Below are 17,338 nucleotides of genomic sequence, written 5' to 3'. Positions count from 1 at the left end.
CCATGCCTACCCTGGACTTCGAACTGGCCGCGCAACTGGCCGCCACCACCCTGCGCCACGCCCGCACCCTGGGCATGCGCCCGTTGGCAGCCGCCGTGCTCGACAGCGCAGGGCATCCACTGGCGGTGCTGCGCGACGAGCAGGCCAGCTTCCTGCGCCCGCAAATCGCTACCGGCAAGGCCCGTGGTTGCCTGGGCATGGGCTTCGGTGGCCGCGAACTGGCTCGCCGCGCCCAAGCGATGCCGGCGTTCTTCGCGGCCATCAATAGCCTTACCGACGGCGAGGTGATTCCCGTGCCCGGGGGCATCCTGATACGTGATACCGAGGGCCGTGTGCTGGGTGCGATCGGCGTCAGTGGCGACAACTCGGACAACGACGAGCGCTGCGCCCTGCTGGCCATCGAAAACCACGGGCTGGTCGCAGATACCGGCGACCATCAGCCCTGATCCAGCACCTCGGCCTGCCCCTTCAGCACCTGGCGAAGCCAGGCCAGGGCCGGGTCAGAGGCTTGCTGCGGCTGCCACTGCAGGACTTGCGAGGCCACCGGAAAGACAATGGGCGACGCCAGCACGCGCAGGGGGTAGCGTCGCGCCAGCGCCTCGGCCTGGCGGCGGAACAGCGTGGCGATACGCGGCGTGCCGACGACGAATTCAGCCATCAGGGCAAAGCTCTGCACTGCCACATCGAGTCGCCTTTCGATACCCATCTCGCGCAGGTGCTGGGTGTCCAGCGAAAGGTTCTGGCCATGGCTGAATTCGCGCACCACGTGCCCGGCCGCACAGTAGTCGGCCAGGCTCAGGCCCTGTTGGTAGCCGGGAGTGTCTGCGCAGACGATGCAACACAGCTCATCCTGGAGCAGCGAGGCGTGGGGGTAGCGCGGGTTGATGCGTGGCTGCGGCACGACCACCAGGTCGCTGCGGCGATAGTCCAGCGCCTCGGCCACCACATCGCCGTCACGCGGCAGCGGCAGGTCACGCACCACCAGCGACACACCTGGCGCTACCCGCGCCAGGGTGCGACTGACCGCCGGAACCAGGGTGGCCGCCACATAGTCCGAGGCCACCAGGATGAAGCGCCGGTCACAGCGGGCGGGGTCGAATGCCGCCGACATCTCCACCACTTCGCCCGTCAGGCTCAGCAGCTCGCGCACCTTAGGTGCCAGTTGGCGCGCCAGAGCACTCGCTTCCAGGCCTCGCCCTACCGGCAGCAAAAGCGGGTCCTGAAAGTGCTCGCGTAACCGGCCCAGTGCAGCGCTGGTCGCTGACTGGCCGAGGTTGAGGCGCTGCGCAGCCCGGCTGACGCTGCACTCTTCGAGCAGCACATCCAGGGCGACCAGCAGGTTAAGGTCAAAACGTCGATAGCGCATGAACAGGCTTATACGCGAATGCGCCTGGACAAGAATGCGTATTTCGCGCTGGCAGGTATCGCCTGGCGCGATACTTGATCGATTCCAAGACAAAGACGAAACGGCATGGCTACAGGCCGCATACCAAGAGGGTCGCCGTTTCAGTTTTGGAACCGATTTTCGGCCCTTCCCCCCCAGCCAACGCACCCTCCCCGGCGCTCTGCCAATCGCTTCCCATTCCCGAAACTTGGCTCACAGATGACCCACCTTCGTCTGCCTTCTGAAATGTCATGGATATACAGTTTTTCAGGGGTGTTTGGCGGTGTTAGGGGGGTACGGGGAGCAACATCCCGCTGCCTGGGAGCTATCGCCAATGGCTGCTATCGACCCAAAGCGGACGATCACGACAGGCCGCTTTCGGCCACAAGCGGCCGTTGGTGAGCGACAGCACAACTAGGGGGCTCCTGTTTGGCTCGCCCTCTGTAAACGTCAACAGCAGGATGCGGCCGTAGCTTCTCACCTTCGCAGGTCGGCAAGGCAGCGACCCTGTCCTGAATACCTTGCCGATATCCCTCAGCTATACGTCTCGTTCAGGGATCCAGTCCACTGTCAGACCATTGTCCAGACCACGCTGTACAGAGGACTGCTTCAACACTGGGCCTACGATCGCGACCAAAGCTGCAGCAAACAAGGCGATGCCAAGCCAGATCACGATGCTGTAGTTGTCGTCGGCAATCACGTTGGCAGCAATAGCCGGTCCGATAGCAAGGCCAATCATTTGCGCAGCCACGCCACATTCCACTGTCCGCCCTGATCTGTCGAAACTGGCCAGCGCGGCGAGCAGGTAGGGATGGGTATTGTTCCAGGCGAGATTGAACAGGCACACCGCGATCATGTAAGTGAACGGCCCGATGTCGCCCATCAGTGCCATCAGAGACAGGATGCTCGCGAGCAAGCCGAGCGCGAGTGGAGTCAATCGGCCGAAGCGACACGTTATCGCCGCTGCAGCCAGAGCCCCAACGATCCCGAAGAACTGCGAAAGGGTCAGCCCGTAGCTGACATTGTCCTCAGTTACGCCGTTCGAGGTTCCGATCAGAAAGAGGTAGGCCCAGACTGCACCTTGGGCGACGAAATAGAACAGCATGGCCACCACAGCCAAGGACCGATAGAGCGAAGGTAGAGTCACCGCGCGTTCGTCGGTCATTACGTGATTTTCGCCCGAAACAGGGAAGAAGCGAACGAAGGGCAGCGCCAGCAGGTTGAACAGAGCGAAGAAAACCAGCACCCCCTTCATGCCGACCAACTCATAAGCGGACGGCATTACCAGGAATCCGAGCGCGCCGTAAATCAGCACCCACATGATCAACCAGCCAAAGTTGCGGTCTGGCTTGGCCGTTAGTCCTATAACCGTAAAGGACAGCGAAATCAGCACGCCGGAACCCACTCCTGTCAGGCATCGCAGGATGGCGAAGGAGGTGGCATCCCCGGTAATCGTGGAGAGTAGATTCCCGGCGCTGGAAAGCAGGATGCCTAGCACCAATAGCAGGCGCCAGCTGAATCGCCTGGAAATGAAGGTAATGAATAGGGTGGTTAGCGCAATGCCCCACATCTCAGCAGAGGCAATGTAACCGACCTGCTGTTCGTCGAAATGATAGGACCCTACCAAACCCTGAACGAACCCTGGCTGGACAATAAACACGGCTGGCCCAATCACCCCCAGCAATATCGCGGTAACGATTGACCATCGGCTATTGATATCAATTCTGTTCTTCTGGGTTTTTAGATCAAATTGCGACATAGATCTGCCTCTTCCCGGTGATTTTGTTATATGGAGCAGGTGATGACTGTATGAACAACCACCCTGGCCGAGTCTATTCGTCTGCCTTAAGCCGTAACATCAACCGGAAAGTGGATATGCCAATATCGATCTGTTAGCTTGGCCCGCGAGAATGAGTCCCGCAGAGGAACGACCATGATAACAATTACACAACCTCTTGGTGAAAAAGCAGCTGACCTCGGGTATAGCGATGCTTTCCCTATTCAGTTTCAACACGAAAGCCTCAAACTTGTGAATGGTCTGCTAGACCTGACTTCCTCCATTTTCTACGTAATTGACCCCGAGATCAGAAATCAAGGGGTGGCGCTGAGCAATCTCGATGTCGACGCTGAAAAACTGTACCGAAAAAAATACAGCGATCTGGACCCACTCAATCCGCGCAGGTTTCACAATAGACCTGAGTCTGTGGTAACGCTGGACTCTCAGATGTCGTTCAATAGGCTGCGGCAGAGTATCTACTTCACCGATTTTATGAAGCCACTTGGCCATCGCTATGTAGCCGATGTCTTCCTTCGCTGCCAAGGAGAAGTCGTTGCGGTACTTTCTGTCATGCGTTCCGAAGAGAAACCGGATTTCTCGGCGGCCGATATTTCAACGCTGAGATCGCTGCAACCATTCATGGAATATGCGCTCAATAGCGTCTACCTGCCTAGAAGATACGGCGAACGTAAGACCCTGCAGGAAAGATATCAACTCACACGTCGCGAGATCGACGTGCTCGAGCTTGTTGTATCGGGACTGAGCAACAAGTCGATTGCGAACGAACTCGGGCTGGGATTGGCTACCGTCAAGACCCATCTGATCAATCTGTACCGAAAGACAGAGGCCGTCTCCAGGACGGAGCTGCTGTACAGGATCATGCACGAGTCTCCTGTTGGCTAGAGCCGTTACCTTCCTCGCTTGATAGCTCCCACTCCTCCGAGCGGTAAGCCGAAAGACACGATTCTGAATCTACCTCGTCGTCTTGCAGGGCTGGCCGCCTTGCAGCTTGAACGCTTCGCTCTAGTGTTTCACCTGCTGAGAAAAAATGCATGCGCTCTCTGCTTGATGCAGAGGGCGTCATGGTGACCTCCTCGCCGTCTACGACAAGCACTTTGGTCAAGTCCTCAACACCAATTTCAGGGTTCAACCTTAAGGTGGATGGCACCAGGGCCAGTGACGTTCTTAGTATGTAAGAACAAACCCAACCTGGAGAGCAAACAATGCTAAGTAATCTCGAAGGCAAGGTAGCCATTGTCACTGGCGCTGGACAGGGCATCGGCGAAAGTATTGCCAAAGTGTTTGCGAAAGCAGGTATCAAGGTCGTCGTGGCAACCCGATCCAAAGATAACGGTGCAGCGGTTGTCGATTTCATCAAGGAACTGGGTGGTGATGCCCTGCTCATTCAAGCTGACGTTGGCAGCAAGCATGAAGTTGATCGTATCGTTTCCACCACTATCAAGCATTACGGCCGCTTGGATATCGCTATCCATAATGCCGCCATATTTCCAATGTTCAGCATCGAAGACCTTTCTGAGGATGTGCTGGACAAAACCCTCAACATCAATTTGAAAGCAGCTTTCTGGCTGTCTCAAGCTTCCCTGCCTCACTTCAGGAAGCAAGGCCGCGGCCGCATAATCCTGACGTCCTCGGTAACAGGGCCTACGGTTGCCATGCCGCTAACTGGGCACTACGCCGCGTCCAAAGGAGGCATGAACGGATTCATTAAAACGGCCGCACTGGAGTTGGCCAGAGAGCATATTACCGTCAATGGCGTGGAGCCTGGTTATATCAAGACTCAGGCGATGTCAGTTCTGGCGAATGAGGAAGAGCTGAAGGAAATGGCATCGCTTATTCCAATTGGAGAACTGGGAGAGCCAGAGGACATTGCCAATACCATGCTGTTCCTGGCGTCTGATGAAGCCTCCTATATAACAGGGCAGACGATTATTGTCGACGGCGGTTCCACACTCCCGGAAAGCCCTGTAGTGCTGCGACAGTTCTACGAAGCGAAAGCAAGTGTCTGAAGGAGTCTTGAACGTCATGTCGAAAAATCTCCTTGAGCGCCGAAACCGATTGATAGGCGAGAAGGCACCGCTGTTCTACGATGAACCGCTCCATCTCGTGAAGGGTGAGTCCGTCTGGCTATATGGGGCCGACGGAAAACGTTATCTGGATGTCTACAACAACGTGCCCAATGTCGGGCATTGTCATCCCCACGTGGTTGAGGCGATTTGCCGCCAGGCAGCCAGCCTCAACGTTCATACGCGTTACCTGCACGATACGTTGGTGGAATACGGTGAGCGTCTGACCGCCAAATTTGACCCCAGCCTGTCGATGCTATTTCTGACCTGTACCGGCAGCGAGGCCAACGAAGTGGCGTTGCGCATGGCGCGACTCCACACCGGCAAGCAAGGCATCATCTGCTCCAATGCGACCTATCACGGCAACACCACCGCCGTCGATGCATTGGCCACTATGTTCAACGGCGGCATACCCAACGGCCCTGGCGTGCGGGCTGTCGACTTCCCTGACACCTACCGCGTGCCAACGGGTGTCCTGCCGGACGATCTGTCGGCCTACTACGTCAATCAGGTCAGAACGGCCATTGCAGCGTTCGAACAGGAAGGCGTGGGATTCGCCGGCATGCTGATCTGCCCGATTTTCGCCAATGAGGGGCTACCCCACGTTCCGGCCCGTTATTTGGAACAGGTCGCACGGCTCGTACGCGACGCCGGTGGCGTGCTGATCTTCGACGAGGTTCAGGCGGGTTTTGGTCGCACCGGCTGCTGGTGGGGCCACGAGTACGCCGGTGTCGTGCCGGATATCGTCACCCTGGGCAAGCCAATGGGTAACGGGCACCCCATCGCCGGTGCCATCTGTAGGCCTGAACTCGGCGAAGCCTTCCGCAACAAGGTGATGTATTTCAACACCTTCGCAGGCAATCCCGTCGCCTGCGCTGCCGGTCTCGCGGTATTGGAAGTCATTGAAAACGAAAAGCTGGTCGACAACGCTCGCGACATCGGGGCCCACCTGAAGCGAGGCCTGCAGGCACTGGCTGAGCGCTATGCGTTGATCGGGGATGTGCGCGGTTGCGGGCTCTTCTTCGGCGTGGAGCTGGTCAAGGACCTCGAAAGCAAGACGCCGGCGGCTGCCGAAGCACGGGCATTGGTAAATGAGGTGAAACGAAACGGTGTGCTGATCAGCAAGATCGGCATGCACGACAACATTCTCAAGCTGCGCCCTCCGCTCTGTTTCAATCGCGACCACGCAGACCTGCTGCTCAACGTGCTGGATGATGCCTTCGCGCGTGTCAAAAGGGAGTGCCGATTCTGATGAACAACGACACTATTGCCACGCAAAAAAGGCAGCTGTTGGACATCGCCAATGCAGCGCTTGAGCACTGGGAGCTGAACGGAAAGCTCAGTCTGATCAAGTACCGTGAGAATGCCGTCTACCGCCTGGATACCGTTTGCGGCCAGCGCTTCGCTCTGCGCGTCCATCGCCGGGATTACCACAGCAACGGGGCTTTGAACTCCGAACTGACCTGGGCGCAATCGCTGCGCCAGGCTGGACTGCAGGTACCTCTAGCGGTCCCCACCTGTGCTGGAGCGCCGTTCGCGTCCATCCCTTATGGGCCCGGCTCACCCTGGCAGGTGGATCTCCTGGAATGGGTGACCGGAGCTCAGATCGGAAGCTGCGAAGAGGGATTGGGGGATGACCCGGAGGCTATCGCGAACGCCTATCGGACTATTGGCGAGATCGCGGCTCGGATACACAATCACTCTGAAGAATGGAACCGCCCCGCGAGCTTCCAACGTCATTCCTGGGACCTTGATGGGCTCGTTGGCGAGCAACCCATGTGGGGCAGGTTCTGGGAGCTGGAGTGCCTGACGCCGGAACAACGTGCACTGATCCTTGAGGCCAGGGATCGAGCGTTATCGGATCTTCGCAACCTGGGTCAAGGCCCTGGAGACTATGGGTTGATTCATGCCGATCTGGTACCGGAAAACGTGCTCAGCGACGGAGCGCGCGTTCAGGTCATCGACTTCGACGACGCAGGTTTCGGCTGGTACCTATTTGAGCTGGCGACCGCACTCTATTTCATCCAGGGCGACACGCACTTCGCATTGGCGCAAGACGCGCTAATCGAAGGTTATCGGCGCCAGCGAAGCCTGGGCGACGATAAGCTGGCCTGGCTACCGCTGTTCATGGCAGTGCGCAGCTTCACGTATCTGGGCTGGGTGCACACCCGGCAGGGCACTGAAACCGCGAAAGACCTAACCCCGAGGTTGGTGGCAATGTGCTGCGACACGGTTGAAAGGTATCTGAAGCGCAATTGATCTGTGGACACCGGCTTTCGAATGGGAGCCGGTGCTTTGAGCAACCAGCGCGTGCGAGAGATCGCACTTCACTGACTGGAACACGTTATACCTGTGGGAGCCGCGCTTGCCGGCGATGGGCCGCGAAGCGGCCCCAACCTACAGATTTCCACTTTGGGTCGATAGCAGCCACTCCCGACTGACTGCTTTCGATCTAACGCTTGGCGTCAGTTACCTCGCCAAACAGTGCAGTGGTGTATTTCTTGGAAACAGCGCCGCTTCTCTGGCCGTTCGCGCCGTAGTACCGATCTTCACGACAGAGTCGCTCCTTCACGTCGCAGAACATCCCGTTGGCAAAGGTAAATTCGGTCAGATCTACGTTGCTGGACGTAAACACCTCACCCGCCGCAGCCTTCTTGCCTAAATACTTCTCTGTCAGCTCTTGGGAAATTCCCTTGTCATTGGCGCATACGTAACGGTCGCAGAGCACACCCGACGCAGGCGATTGGATCGTAGCCTGGTTCCTGGCGTGTGCGGGCATCACGCCCACGGTAAGCAGCAGCGCGAGAGCAAATGAAATATTTGATTTAGTCATGTAGTTGTCCCCTTTTATGGGTTTGAGAAGGCTCCAAGCCTATCGCACAAAAAATCAATGAATGCCCGAGACTTGTGCGGCAAATGGCCGCCATTCGGAAACACGATGCTGATCGACTGGCGGGGTAACGAATAATCCGGCAGTAGTCGATGCAGCGAACCGCTGGCGAATCCGACAATTTTCGACTTTTGAATGCCGAATCGGCGAGATTCCCCAGGCGGATGACCAAGTCTAGTTTTTCGGCCACCAGATCAAGACGAGCGACGGGCTGATCGGCTGGGTGATGTAGTCGGCAGCGCCCAGCTCCCGGCCGCATCGGTGGATGGTCAACCCGGGGCTGCTGCAGCGAAGTCAGCTTTCGGCCAGTTGCGGCCGCTCTGCCCGGCACCTTTCATCGATTACAGTGATGATTACTATCGAAAGCCCTGCCTGTCGGGTGGCCAAGACCGCCCCCTATAATGGCTTCCACTTTCCCCCCGCTCCCCCGCCTGCTTCAGGCGAAACTCCCCTCTGGAACCCCGCACCATGCCAAGCTCTCCCCAGGCCTCTCACGGCCCCCTCGAACATCGTCAACAAAGCGTCAAACAGCAGTGGCTGGCGATTCTTTCGGTCGCCGTGGGTGCCTTCGCCCTGGTGACCAGTGAGTTTCTCCCGGTGGGCGTGCTCAACGATGTCGCCAGCGATCTCGGTATCAGTGCAGGCCAGGCCGGTCTGATGGTGACCCTGCCCGGCATCATGGCTGCCCTCGCCGCCCCTTTGCTGTCGGTCGGCATTGGCGCCCTGGACCGTCGCTACCTGCTGATCGGCCTCACGCTGATCATGATCATCGCCAACGCGGTCGTGGCCTACGCCAGCGACTTCAACCTGCTGCTGTTCGGGCGCGTGCTGCTGGGCGTCAGCATCGGCGGCTTCTGGGCTACCGCCATTGCCCTCAGCGGCCGCCTGGCCCCCAAGGGCGTAGGCGTCGCCCAGGCCACTTCAATCATCATGGTCGGTGTGACCTTGGCCACCGTGCTGGGTGTGCCCGTAGGCACCTGGCTGAGTGGCCTCATGGGCTGGCGCATGACTTTCCTGGCCACCGCGCTGGTGGGCGTGCCGGTGCTGCTGGCTCAGGTCCTTCTGCTGCCGCGGCTCAACCCGGACAAGGCCATTCGCATCAGTGACCTGCCGGCGCTGTTCATCAACCCGCAAGCTCGGGTGGGTTTGATCGCGGTGCTGCTGATTGGTCTGGCGCACTTTGCTGCGTACACCTATGTCGCCCCCTTCTTCAAGCAAAACGCAGGTTTCGATGGGCCGACCATTGGTTCGCTGCTGTTGCTGTATGGCGTGGCCGGGGTAGTGGGCAACATCTTCGCCGGTTTCGCCGCCAATCGAAGCGTGCGTCACACCCTGATGCTGGTCGCACTGATGATCGCTATCAGCACCGCCTTGTTCCCCTACTTCGCCACCGGCATGACCGGCGCTGCGATGCTGATCGCGCTCTGGGGCTTCGCCTTCGGCGCCTTCCCGGCCTGCGCCAGTATCTGGATGTTTGTCGTGGCGCCCAAGGACGTCGAACGCGGCATGCCACTGTTCGTCGCCATGTTCCAGGTGATCATTGCGTTGGGCTCGTTCTTCGGTGGGCAGATCGTCGACCAACTGGGCAGCTCGGTGCTGTTGAGCCTGGCCACGGCCCTGGTGGGTTGCGGTTTCGTTACGGTGCTGGTGCTGGGGCGTAATGTCAGCAATAGCCTTGCGGTTAGCCAGACTGCTTGACCATTGCCCCACAGGTACACCTCTGCCTTCAAGCCTTGCGCTGTATCTGTGGGAGCCGCGCTTGCCGGCGATGGGCCGCGAAGCGGCCCCAAAATCCAGAGGTCTACTGTGGGTCGATAGCGGCCACTCTCGACTGACTGCTTTCGACCCATAGCTGCCGCTGGTGTCAGCGTTGGTACTGTTGAGAACAGGCTTAGGCCGTCAAGAGCTGGCCTTAGGGGCGAGATTAACTGAGCTGTGGCTGATTGAAGTGATTGCCAGATCGCTACAGGCGTCCGCTATCCGCCCAATGCCCTTCCAGAAAGGCAGATGACGGCCATAAGCTGCCCGTCGAAATCCATGAAACGGGGGTAGGCCAGCGAAAACTTGGGAACGACGCAAGCTCGCTTTGACGGGCAGCTGCTAGTCAGCCCCATGCATTTGTCTGCGCCACGGCCCTTTGTGCAAAAAGCGTTTCGACCATAAAGTCGATGAACACGCGAAGCTTTGGAGCAAGATGCTTGCTGGACGGCCACAGTAGACGGAACGTGCCTTGGTGTTCGACATGCGCGTCCAGCACCGAAACCAGCTCGCCCCGTTCGATGGCCTGTCGCACCATAAAGTCCGGTAGGCACGCGATGCCCAAGCCCGCGATGGCCACGTCCATCAACGCCCCAGTGGTGTTGCACACCATTGAGGCCGGCAGCGTCCATTCCGGCGCGTCTTCGCCGCGCGCCAACGGCCAAGCCTCGAACTTTCCCGTGGAGGGGAACTTATGCTGTAAGCAGACATGGTGCGCCAGGTCAGCGGGAACATCGGGCGATCCTTGGCTCGCCAGGTAGCCGGGCGAGGCGACTAATTGCAGGCGGTAACTTCCGAGCGGCCGCGACATGAGGCGCGAATCGGTCGGTTCGCCGGTACGCATCACGACGTCGAAGCCTTCATCAATCACGTCCACCAGCCGATCGGAGAAATCCACGTCCAGCTCAATAGCTGGATAGCGATGCATGAAGGCCGTCAGCGCGGGCATGATCAGCATTCCGACCAAGGGCAGGCTGATGCGCAGCCGACCCTTGGGCGCTTGCTGGGTTTGGGACAGCTCAAGCTCGGCCGCCTCGGCTTCACAGAGAATGCGCCGGCAGCGTTCCACGAACAGGCTACCTTCGGCGGTCAGCGTGATGCTGCGCGTACTTCGATGGAACAGGCGCACGCCCAGCCGTTCCTCCAGCCGGGACACGCTTTTCCCCACGGCTGACGATGATATCCCTAGGTTGCGCCCAGCCTCGGAGAAACTGCGGGTATCCGCTGCCTGCATGAAAATCGCGATGCCGCTCAGCCACTCCATCGTCGCGCCTATCTAGGAAAATTAGTCCGATATGTTCTGAATATAAGCATTATGGTTTTATAAAAGAAATAACAACAAGATGACTGCCTACATTCACTAGTGCCGGTTCCGTGCCATTGAGTCCGCAATCGACACCCGAAAAGGCAGTCCCATGATGCGTTCAACAACAACTCTTGGCTGTGGCGCCCCAAGTGCACACCTTCCCGTCACATCACTGCTGGCCCTAGCGCTGGCCGGCTTCGTCACGATCCTAACGGAAGCCTTACCGGCGGGCTTATTACCTCAGATCAGCGCCGGCTTGGGAGTCTCCGAGGCACTAGCCGGGCAGTTCGTAACCATCTATGCCATCGGTTCGCTGTTAGCGGCGATTCCTTTGACCGCGGCCACGCAGGGCGTGCGCCGCCGCCCGCTGCTGCTGACGGCAATCGCGGGCTTCGTGGCCGCTAATACCGTGACCACGTTTTCCAGCAGTTATGTGCTGACGATAGTTGCACGCTTCCTGGCGGGTGTATCGGCCGGACTGCTTTGGGCGCTGCTGGCCGGCTATGCGGCGCGCATGGTGCCCGAACATCAAAAAGGCAGAGCCATCGCCATTGCGATGGTTGGCACGCGCTGCTGGTGTTCGGCGTCACCTCCCTGCTGGGAATCTGGATCGTGGGCGTGCTGATCGACTGCCATCTGCGTACGTTGACACTCGCCAGTACGGCCTTGTTCGGCCTGGCGGCGATGGCACTCGGCGTAGCTGCTGATGCACCGACAGTGATTTATATTGCGGTGGCCACCTGGGGCCTGGCCTTTGGCGGTGCGGCAACTCTGTTCCAGACTGCCATTGCTAAGACTGCTGGCGATGCGGCCGACGTTGCGCAGTCAATGCTGGTCACTGCATGGAACATGGCAATCGCGGGCGGCGGCATAATCGGTGGCGTCCTGCTGGATTGCTTTGGCGTGGCCGCATTCGCGCCTGCACTGCTGGTGCTGCTGGCGGCGACACTGGTTGTTGTATGGGCAGCAAAAGATCATGGTTTTCCTGCGTCTCCGAGATGAGCTGCGACCTACGATCCAGCAGAAAAGATGGAGCGCTTGTTGGCCTGTTCTGCGCTACATCACCGGCAGCTCTTGGTCGTTAGTTGCCCTCCGCAAAGGGCAGCTTTGGGTCGATAGCAGTCGGTCGCAGATGACCGCTTTCGACCCATAGCTGCCCTACGTCACTGCTAGCGTTCAAGAGGTGACAATGTCGGCGTTAAATGTTTACGTCGTACCAGGCCACTTAGAGTATCACCGGCTAGACTTCGAAGCGGCTTGGAGAGCGATATGCTGAGTGCGGAGTTGGCCGTGCCGTCCGCCGAAGTTCGCTAATTCGTCTCCCTTGTTCCTTCAACTGCAAGGACGACGACTATGCGAACGGCACAAACAGGCTTTTGCACAGCCTTCTTGGCTTTGTCACTCAGCGCACCACTGGCGCAGGCCGCCGAACAACCCCAGCCAAGCGCGCCTCAGCTCACCCAACCCAGCACCGACGCGCTCATGCATCCGGAATACGTGAAAACCATCGCGCGCATGGCTTATCTCTGGGGCTGGCCGATGGTCAACATGATCAACCGCTATGAGCGCATCACGAAGGCGCCTCACCCTGGGCTACTGGGCGGCATCTTGCCAGCGGCGCCGCGCGGTCAGTTGGGCATGCTGCACGATTACATCACCCCTGCTGAAACCTTTGTCACCTGCCCCAACCAGGATGTGGTGTACGGTCTTGGCTTCTTCTCCCTGGACGACGAGCCCGTGATCGCCCAGGTGCCGGACTTCGGCGAGCGCTTCTGGGTGTACGCCATGTACGACCAACGTACCGATCAGTTCGGTGAACTGGGGAAGCCCTATGCCAGCAAGCCTGGTTTCTACCTGCTGGTGGGCCCGAACTGGCAAGGCGAAAAGCCCGACGGCGTGGAAGCGATCATCCGCAGCCCTACGGCGCTGGCCAACACCATACCGCGCGTGTTCATGGACGATACGGAGGCCGACCGCGCAGCTGTGCAGGAAAAACTCAATCAGGTCGTCTTCTACCCGCTCAAAGATTTTGACGGCAAGATGAAGATCATCGACTGGAAGAAAACACCCGACATCCCGGTGCCCAATGCAGACAGCGCCAGCCAGGGTGAAACTAAGTGGGTCATTCCGGAAAAGTTCTTTGATCAACTCCCGCAAGTGCTGGACACCGTCGCGCCGATGCCGGGCGAAGAAGCTCTCTATGCCCAGTTCCGCCAACTCATGGCTATTGCCGCAAAAGACCCGGCCATCAAGAAGCTGCTGGTAGAGGAAGCCAAGCTGGCCGACAAGGAACTGATCGCGCCCTTCTTCCAGTGGAAGCACAACGGCCGCCCGGCGGGCAATGGCTGGAACCGCTCGGCCAACAACGCCCAATGGGGCGTGGACTATTTCAACCGCACCGGTACCTCCAAGTCGAACATGTTCGACAACCGCCCCAACGAAACTCAGTACTTCTACACCGACTTCGATGGCAACGGTGCTCAACTCAATGGCGCCCACAGCTACGAGGTCACCTTCGCCAAAGGTGAAGAGCCGCCGGTGCAGGGCTTCTGGTCGCTGACGTTGTACAACCAGCATCACCTCTTCAGCGCCAATGCGCTCAATCGTTACTCGCTGGGAACCAAGAACAAAGACCTCAAGCGCAATGCTGATGGCTCACTGACGGTCTACATCGGCCCGGTATCCCCTGGCAAGGACAAAGAGAACAACTGGCTCCCGTCACCTAAAGAGCCCATCTCACTGTATATCCGGGCGTACTGGGGCAAAGAACCGATCCTCGATGCACGTTGGAAGCCGCCAGTCATCAAGAAAATCAAGTAAACCTCGCGTTGCGACGCTTATCATTTGCTCAGGAGACTGTTTGATGAGTTCCATTCGACGGGTATTTACGCTGTCCACCCTGGCGGCTGCACTGGCAACCCTATCGATGGTGCACGCGGCGGATCAGGCACCGGCCTCGCCGCTGATCCAGCAGATCAACAACGGCAACTGGCTTGAGCCCAAAGAAGCAGAAAGCCTGCGCGATGAGCTGTATTACCAGCGCGCAATCCACGCCTACATGACCATGTTGCCGGCGCTCAACACCATTGGCATGAAAGACGGTTCGGAAGCTGCCTTCGGCGCCGGCTACAACGTGTTGCCGATCTGGAAGCAACGCATGGACGCCCGCACCATGGTGCCCACGCCAAACGCCGACGTGATCTACTCCATGAGCTACCTGGACCTGAAGCAGACCGGCCCGCTCGTGGTAAAGGCCCCTGCCAATGTCATCGGCATGTTCACCGACTTCTTCCAGCGCACGCTGACCGATGTCGGCGCCGTCGGCCCCGACCGCGCACGCGGCGGCCTCTATCTGCTGTTGCCGCCGGACTACAACGGTCCCGTGCCTGGCGGCTACTTCGCGGTCAAGTCGCGCACCTACAACGTTTTCCTGTTCTTCCGTACCGTCATGGCCAAAGGCGAAGGCAAGCCTGACCCGGCACCGGCGGTCGCCAATGCCGAAACCACCCGCGTCTACCCGTTGTTCACCGTGGAGAAAGACGTCAAACCGATGCAATTCCCCGACGCCAGCGGCAAGGCGCTGAACATGATGTACCCGGTTGACACCACTTACTGGACCAAGCTCAAGGCCTTCGTCGATTATGAGCCGGTCGAAGCCATCGACCCCGAGCTGCGCGGTGTGCTGGCCTCGATCGGCATCATCAAGGGCGAACCCTTCAAGCCCACGGCCCGGCAGGACGAGCTGCTGAAGAAGGCCGTCGAAACCGCGCCGAAGATGATCCTGGCCAATCGCCAACTGGGCCGCGAAGACAAACGCAACCTCTATTACAAGGACCGCCAGTACGAGAATACCTGGGCTGGCGGCACCAACGACTGGATGCAGGACAGTTACCTGGATGTCAACCAACGCGCAAACTTCTTCCAGTTCGCTTATTCATCGGCACCGGCCATGGTGATGCACACCACCGGAGCGGGCTCGAAGTACCCGTTCACCGGGCGCGACAAGGATGGCAAGTTCCTCGAAGGCGGCAGCACCTACAAACTGCGCTTGCCGCCGAACCCGCCCGCGGCGTTGTTCTGGGCAGTGACGGCGTACAACATCACCGACGGCACCATGCCCGAAACCAAGCAACTGTTGCCCTCCACCAACGGCTACTACGACATTCCCAAACAGGCGGACGGTTCCCTGGAAATCTGGTTTGGCCCCGATAAGCCGACCGACGTGGCTGATGCAGCATTTATCCAGACCATACCGGGCCGCAACTTCCTCGTAGCATTGCGTTTGTATGGAAGCGAAGACGCCTTCTACGACCAAACTTGGAAACCGGATGACGTGGTGAAGGTCAAGTAAAGCCTAAGCTAAGCTGGGGATCTGAGCTGTCCGCCAGCTAATCAATCCAACGGCAGCTATGGGTCGATAGCTGCCCTTCGAGGAGGACAGCTAACGGCCAAAGGCGGGCGCTCAATCCCTCCCGAAACCTCATCTACACTGCTTCAAGCTCAACCTAGAGCTGACGCGGACTTCGGCTGCCTACTCGGTCCCGACTTACGCCTTTACATCTAGCTGCAACCTTCGCGGTCTATTGCATGTATTGATTGCCTCCAGGAGTTTCCGATGAGAGCCGTAGATGGATTGATGACTCGAATGACCACCCGCCTTCTGCCTTGTCTGCTGGCCACGGCGATCACCACCTGTGCCATGGCCACCTCCCAGGCGGCAACCGAGCCTCTGGGTGGTCAACCGCCACAGGGCGCAGCGCCCTCGGTCAAGGACTTCGACTACCAGATCAAATACCAGCGTGCGTTCGAAGCCATCCTTTGGAATATGCCGGCAATCGCCATCTACTCGTTCCGTCGTGCCGCTGAAAAGGATCTCGGCTACAAAGACAATGACATCATTGCCTATTCCGCAACCGCCACCCCTCAACTCGAAGCCATCACCGCTAACAGCACCACGCCCTACATCGCCGCCTACACCGATCTGCGCAAAGGCCCTGTGGTCCTGGAGATACCCACCGCGGGTGCTGATGGCAGCCTTTACGGGCAGGTAGTGGATGCTTGGCAGCTCACTATCGCCGATGTCGGCCCAGCCGGGCTCGACAAAGGCAAAGGTGGCAAGTATCTGTTCACGGCACCTGACTACAAGGGTGAAGTTCCCAAGGGCTACATCCACGTTAGCTCGCCGAACTACAGGATCGCCCTCGCCTTCCGCTCGGTCCCGCCAGCGGGTAAGACCGCGAAGGATGCCTACGCCTACGCCAAGCGCCTGCGCATGTACTACTTGTCTGAAGCTAAGTCACCACCCCAGCAGAAATTCATCGACCCTGCTCATGAACGCTACCCGACGCTGCCGTTCTATGACGAACGTCACTTCGAGGACATGCACGCGATCATGAGCGTCGAGCCGGTGCGTGAACACGACAAAGTCATGATGGGTATGTTGTCGTCCCTGGGCATCGTTAAAGGCAGACCCTTCGCACCGGACGAAACCGCCAAACGGGCGATGCATCAGGCCGCGATCGATGCCTGGTTCTACCTCCAGCAATGGTTCGACACAGAGATGTCCAAGCGCGTGTACTGGCCAGACCGGCACTACGTCTCTCTCTTGCAGGCCGATGCCAATCGCGAGTTCAAGTTTATCTACGACGATCGCATCGACCTGCTCGAGCGCGCAGCAGAGTACTTCTGGTGCACCTACATGCCTAAGGTGCTCAGTGACTCGCCAGCCACTTCCTACCAGATGGCGATGGCCGACAAGGACGGAAAACCGCTGGAGGCTGGCCAGCTCTACAAACTCGATGTGCCCAAGGACATGCCGGTCAAGCAGTTCTGGGCGCTGACGGTCTATGACCGCGCCACCTTCTCGTTCATCTACAGCGAGAGCAACCGCACCACGCTGTCGTCGTTCGACGTCGACAAGATGAAGAAAAATGCCGATGGCGGCGTCACCATCTATGTAGGGCCAAAAGCTCCACAAGGCGAGGACGCCAACTGGATTCCCACATCGGGCAAACGACCCTTGCCGGCCATGCGCTTCTATGGGCCAACCGAAGCGTTCAACAACAAAACTTTCAAATTGCCCGACTTCGAACGGGTCAATCCCTGAGTGCTGTCTGCCGCCTTCGAAAACAGAACGACA

General features: G+C 58.8%; 13 protein-coding genes and 2 pseudogenes. 10 read left to right on the top strand and 5 right to left on the bottom strand.

Annotated features, from left to right (window positions below):
• Nucleotides 1-2 precede the first annotated feature (2 nt).
• Nucleotides 3-446 carry a heme-binding protein gene (locus tag ACIPZG_RS09910; protein ID WP_400712889.1) on the top strand — a complete coding sequence of 148 codons (444 nt, stop codon included), beginning with the start codon at nucleotides 3-5 and terminating at the stop codon, nucleotides 444-446.
• Here ACIPZG_RS09910 and ACIPZG_RS09905 read toward each other — a convergent pair.
• Together ACIPZG_RS09905 and ACIPZG_RS09900 are read right to left on the bottom strand one after the other, a co-directional pair.
• Nucleotides 437-1,366 (bottom strand): LysR family transcriptional regulator, encoded by a 930-nt coding sequence (locus ACIPZG_RS09905; RefSeq protein ID WP_400712886.1) that lies wholly within the window; start codon nucleotides 1,364-1,366, stop codon nucleotides 437-439. The two genes, ACIPZG_RS09910 and ACIPZG_RS09905, sit on opposite strands and share 10 nt — an antisense overlap.
• A 556-nt stretch (nucleotides 1,367-1,922) precedes the next feature.
• Nucleotides 1,923-3,143 carry an MFS transporter gene (locus ACIPZG_RS09900; RefSeq protein ID WP_400712883.1) on the bottom strand — a complete coding sequence of 407 codons (1,221 nt, stop codon included), beginning with the start codon at nucleotides 3,141-3,143 and terminating at the stop codon, nucleotides 1,923-1,925.
• A 174-nt stretch (nucleotides 3,144-3,317) separates the two neighbouring features.
• Here ACIPZG_RS09900 and ACIPZG_RS09895 point away from each other — a divergent pair, with 174 nt between their 5' ends.
• The 4 genes from ACIPZG_RS09895 to ACIPZG_RS09880 all read left to right on the top strand — a co-directional run bounded on the left by ACIPZG_RS09895 (nucleotide 3,318) and on the right by ACIPZG_RS09880 (nucleotide 7,504).
• Nucleotides 3,318-4,064 carry a response regulator transcription factor gene (locus tag ACIPZG_RS09895; RefSeq protein WP_400712880.1) on the top strand — a complete coding sequence of 249 codons (747 nt, stop codon included), beginning with the start codon at nucleotides 3,318-3,320 and terminating at the stop codon, nucleotides 4,062-4,064.
• 320 nt (nucleotides 4,065-4,384) lie between these two features.
• Nucleotides 4,385-5,188, top strand: coding sequence for an SDR family oxidoreductase (locus ACIPZG_RS09890; RefSeq protein WP_400712877.1), 804 nt, complete (start codon nucleotides 4,385-4,387; stop codon nucleotides 5,186-5,188).
• A 16-nt stretch (nucleotides 5,189-5,204) separates the two neighbouring features.
• The gene (locus ACIPZG_RS09885) at nucleotides 5,205-6,497 is read left to right on the top strand and encodes an aspartate aminotransferase family protein (RefSeq protein WP_400712874.1); all 1,293 of its coding nucleotides are present in this window, start codon (nucleotides 5,205-5,207) and stop codon (nucleotides 6,495-6,497) included.
• Nucleotides 6,497-7,504 (top strand): phosphotransferase enzyme family protein, encoded by a 1,008-nt coding sequence (locus ACIPZG_RS09880; RefSeq protein ID WP_400712871.1) that lies wholly within the window; start codon nucleotides 6,497-6,499, stop codon nucleotides 7,502-7,504. The genes ACIPZG_RS09885 and ACIPZG_RS09880 overlap by 1 nt, the downstream gene beginning before the upstream one ends.
• A 193-nt stretch (nucleotides 7,505-7,697) precedes the next feature.
• Here ACIPZG_RS09880 and ACIPZG_RS09875 read toward each other — a convergent pair whose 3' ends face one another.
• Together ACIPZG_RS09875 and ACIPZG_RS09870 are read right to left on the bottom strand one after the other, a co-directional pair.
• On the bottom strand, nucleotides 7,698-8,078 hold the full coding sequence (locus ACIPZG_RS09875) for a YcgJ family protein (protein ID WP_400712868.1): 381 nt from the start codon (nucleotides 8,076-8,078) through the stop codon (nucleotides 7,698-7,700).
• A 14-nt stretch (nucleotides 8,079-8,092) separates the two neighbouring features.
• Nucleotides 8,093-8,331: pseudogene (locus tag ACIPZG_RS09870) on the bottom strand (hypothetical protein); the annotation flags it as partial.
• A gap of 272 nt (nucleotides 8,332-8,603) precedes the next feature.
• Here ACIPZG_RS09870 and ACIPZG_RS09865 point away from each other — a divergent pair.
• On the top strand, nucleotides 8,604-9,833 hold the full coding sequence (locus tag ACIPZG_RS09865; protein WP_400712865.1) for an MFS transporter: 1,230 nt from the start codon (nucleotides 8,604-8,606) through the stop codon (nucleotides 9,831-9,833).
• Between the two features lie 406 nt (nucleotides 9,834-10,239).
• On the opposite strand, the gene ACIPZG_RS09860 is transcribed toward ACIPZG_RS09865, so the two are convergent.
• Nucleotides 10,240-11,157 carry a LysR family transcriptional regulator gene (locus tag ACIPZG_RS09860; RefSeq protein ID WP_400712862.1) on the bottom strand — a complete coding sequence of 306 codons (918 nt, stop codon included), beginning with the start codon at nucleotides 11,155-11,157 and terminating at the stop codon, nucleotides 10,240-10,242.
• Between the two features lie 151 nt (nucleotides 11,158-11,308).
• Here ACIPZG_RS09860 and ACIPZG_RS09855 point away from each other — a divergent pair.
• The 4 genes and pseudogenes from ACIPZG_RS09855 (at nucleotide 11,309) to ACIPZG_RS09840 (ending at nucleotide 17,305) form a co-directional block, all read left to right on the top strand.
• Nucleotides 11,309-12,201: pseudogene (locus ACIPZG_RS09855) on the top strand (MFS transporter).
• 480 nt (nucleotides 12,202-12,681) lie between these two features.
• Nucleotides 12,682-14,019, top strand: a complete 1,338-nt coding sequence (locus ACIPZG_RS09850; RefSeq protein WP_400712859.1) for a DUF1254 domain-containing protein — start codon at nucleotides 12,682-12,684, stop codon at nucleotides 14,017-14,019.
• Between the two features lie 43 nt (nucleotides 14,020-14,062).
• Nucleotides 14,063-15,550, top strand: a complete 1,488-nt coding sequence (locus ACIPZG_RS09845; protein WP_400712856.1) for a DUF1254 domain-containing protein — start codon at nucleotides 14,063-14,065, stop codon at nucleotides 15,548-15,550.
• 294 nt (nucleotides 15,551-15,844) lie between these two features.
• Nucleotides 15,845-17,305, top strand: coding sequence for a DUF1254 domain-containing protein (locus tag ACIPZG_RS09840; protein ID WP_400712853.1), 1,461 nt, complete (start codon nucleotides 15,845-15,847; stop codon nucleotides 17,303-17,305).
• Nucleotides 17,306-17,338: the final 33 nt, after the last annotated feature.

Origin of the sequence: Pseudomonas sp. NPDC089395 (assembly GCF_044749525.1) — a bacterium.
Lineage (GTDB): Bacteria > Pseudomonadota > Gammaproteobacteria > Pseudomonadales > Pseudomonadaceae > Aquipseudomonas.
The sequence above is the reverse complement of the archived record's forward strand: the minus strand, read 5'-3'. Positions and strand labels throughout refer to the sequence as shown.

Excerpts from the sequence above, each read along its gene's own strand:
- ACIPZG_RS09875 (WP_400712868.1), bottom strand. The coding sequence starts at position 8,078 with ATGACTAAATCAAATATTTCATTTGCTCTCGCGCTGCTGCTTACCGTG.
- ACIPZG_RS09850 (WP_400712859.1), top strand. The coding sequence starts at position 12,682 with ATGCATCCGGAATACGTGAAAACCATCGCGCGCATGGCTTATCTCTGG.
- ACIPZG_RS09900 (WP_400712883.1), bottom strand. The coding sequence starts at position 3,143 with ATGTCGCAATTTGATCTAAAAACCCAGAAGAACAGAATTGATATCAAT.
- ACIPZG_RS09905 (WP_400712886.1), bottom strand. The coding sequence starts at position 1,366 with ATGCGCTATCGACGTTTTGACCTTAACCTGCTGGTCGCCCTGGATGTG.
- ACIPZG_RS09865 (WP_400712865.1), top strand. The coding sequence starts at position 8,604 with ATGCCAAGCTCTCCCCAGGCCTCTCACGGCCCCCTCGAACATCGTCAA.
- ACIPZG_RS09845 (WP_400712856.1), top strand. The coding sequence starts at position 14,063 with ATGAGTTCCATTCGACGGGTATTTACGCTGTCCACCCTGGCGGCTGCA.
- ACIPZG_RS09910 (WP_400712889.1), top strand. The coding sequence starts at position 3 with ATGCCTACCCTGGACTTCGAACTGGCCGCGCAACTGGCCGCCACCACC.
- ACIPZG_RS09895 (WP_400712880.1), top strand. The coding sequence starts at position 3,318 with ATGATAACAATTACACAACCTCTTGGTGAAAAAGCAGCTGACCTCGGG.
- ACIPZG_RS09890 (WP_400712877.1), top strand. The coding sequence starts at position 4,385 with ATGCTAAGTAATCTCGAAGGCAAGGTAGCCATTGTCACTGGCGCTGGA.
- ACIPZG_RS09885 (WP_400712874.1), top strand. The coding sequence starts at position 5,205 with ATGTCGAAAAATCTCCTTGAGCGCCGAAACCGATTGATAGGCGAGAAG.
- ACIPZG_RS09840 (WP_400712853.1), top strand. The coding sequence starts at position 15,845 with ATGACCACCCGCCTTCTGCCTTGTCTGCTGGCCACGGCGATCACCACC.
- ACIPZG_RS09880 (WP_400712871.1), top strand. The coding sequence starts at position 6,497 with ATGAACAACGACACTATTGCCACGCAAAAAAGGCAGCTGTTGGACATC.
- ACIPZG_RS09860 (WP_400712862.1), bottom strand. The coding sequence starts at position 11,157 with ATGGAGTGGCTGAGCGGCATCGCGATTTTCATGCAGGCAGCGGATACC.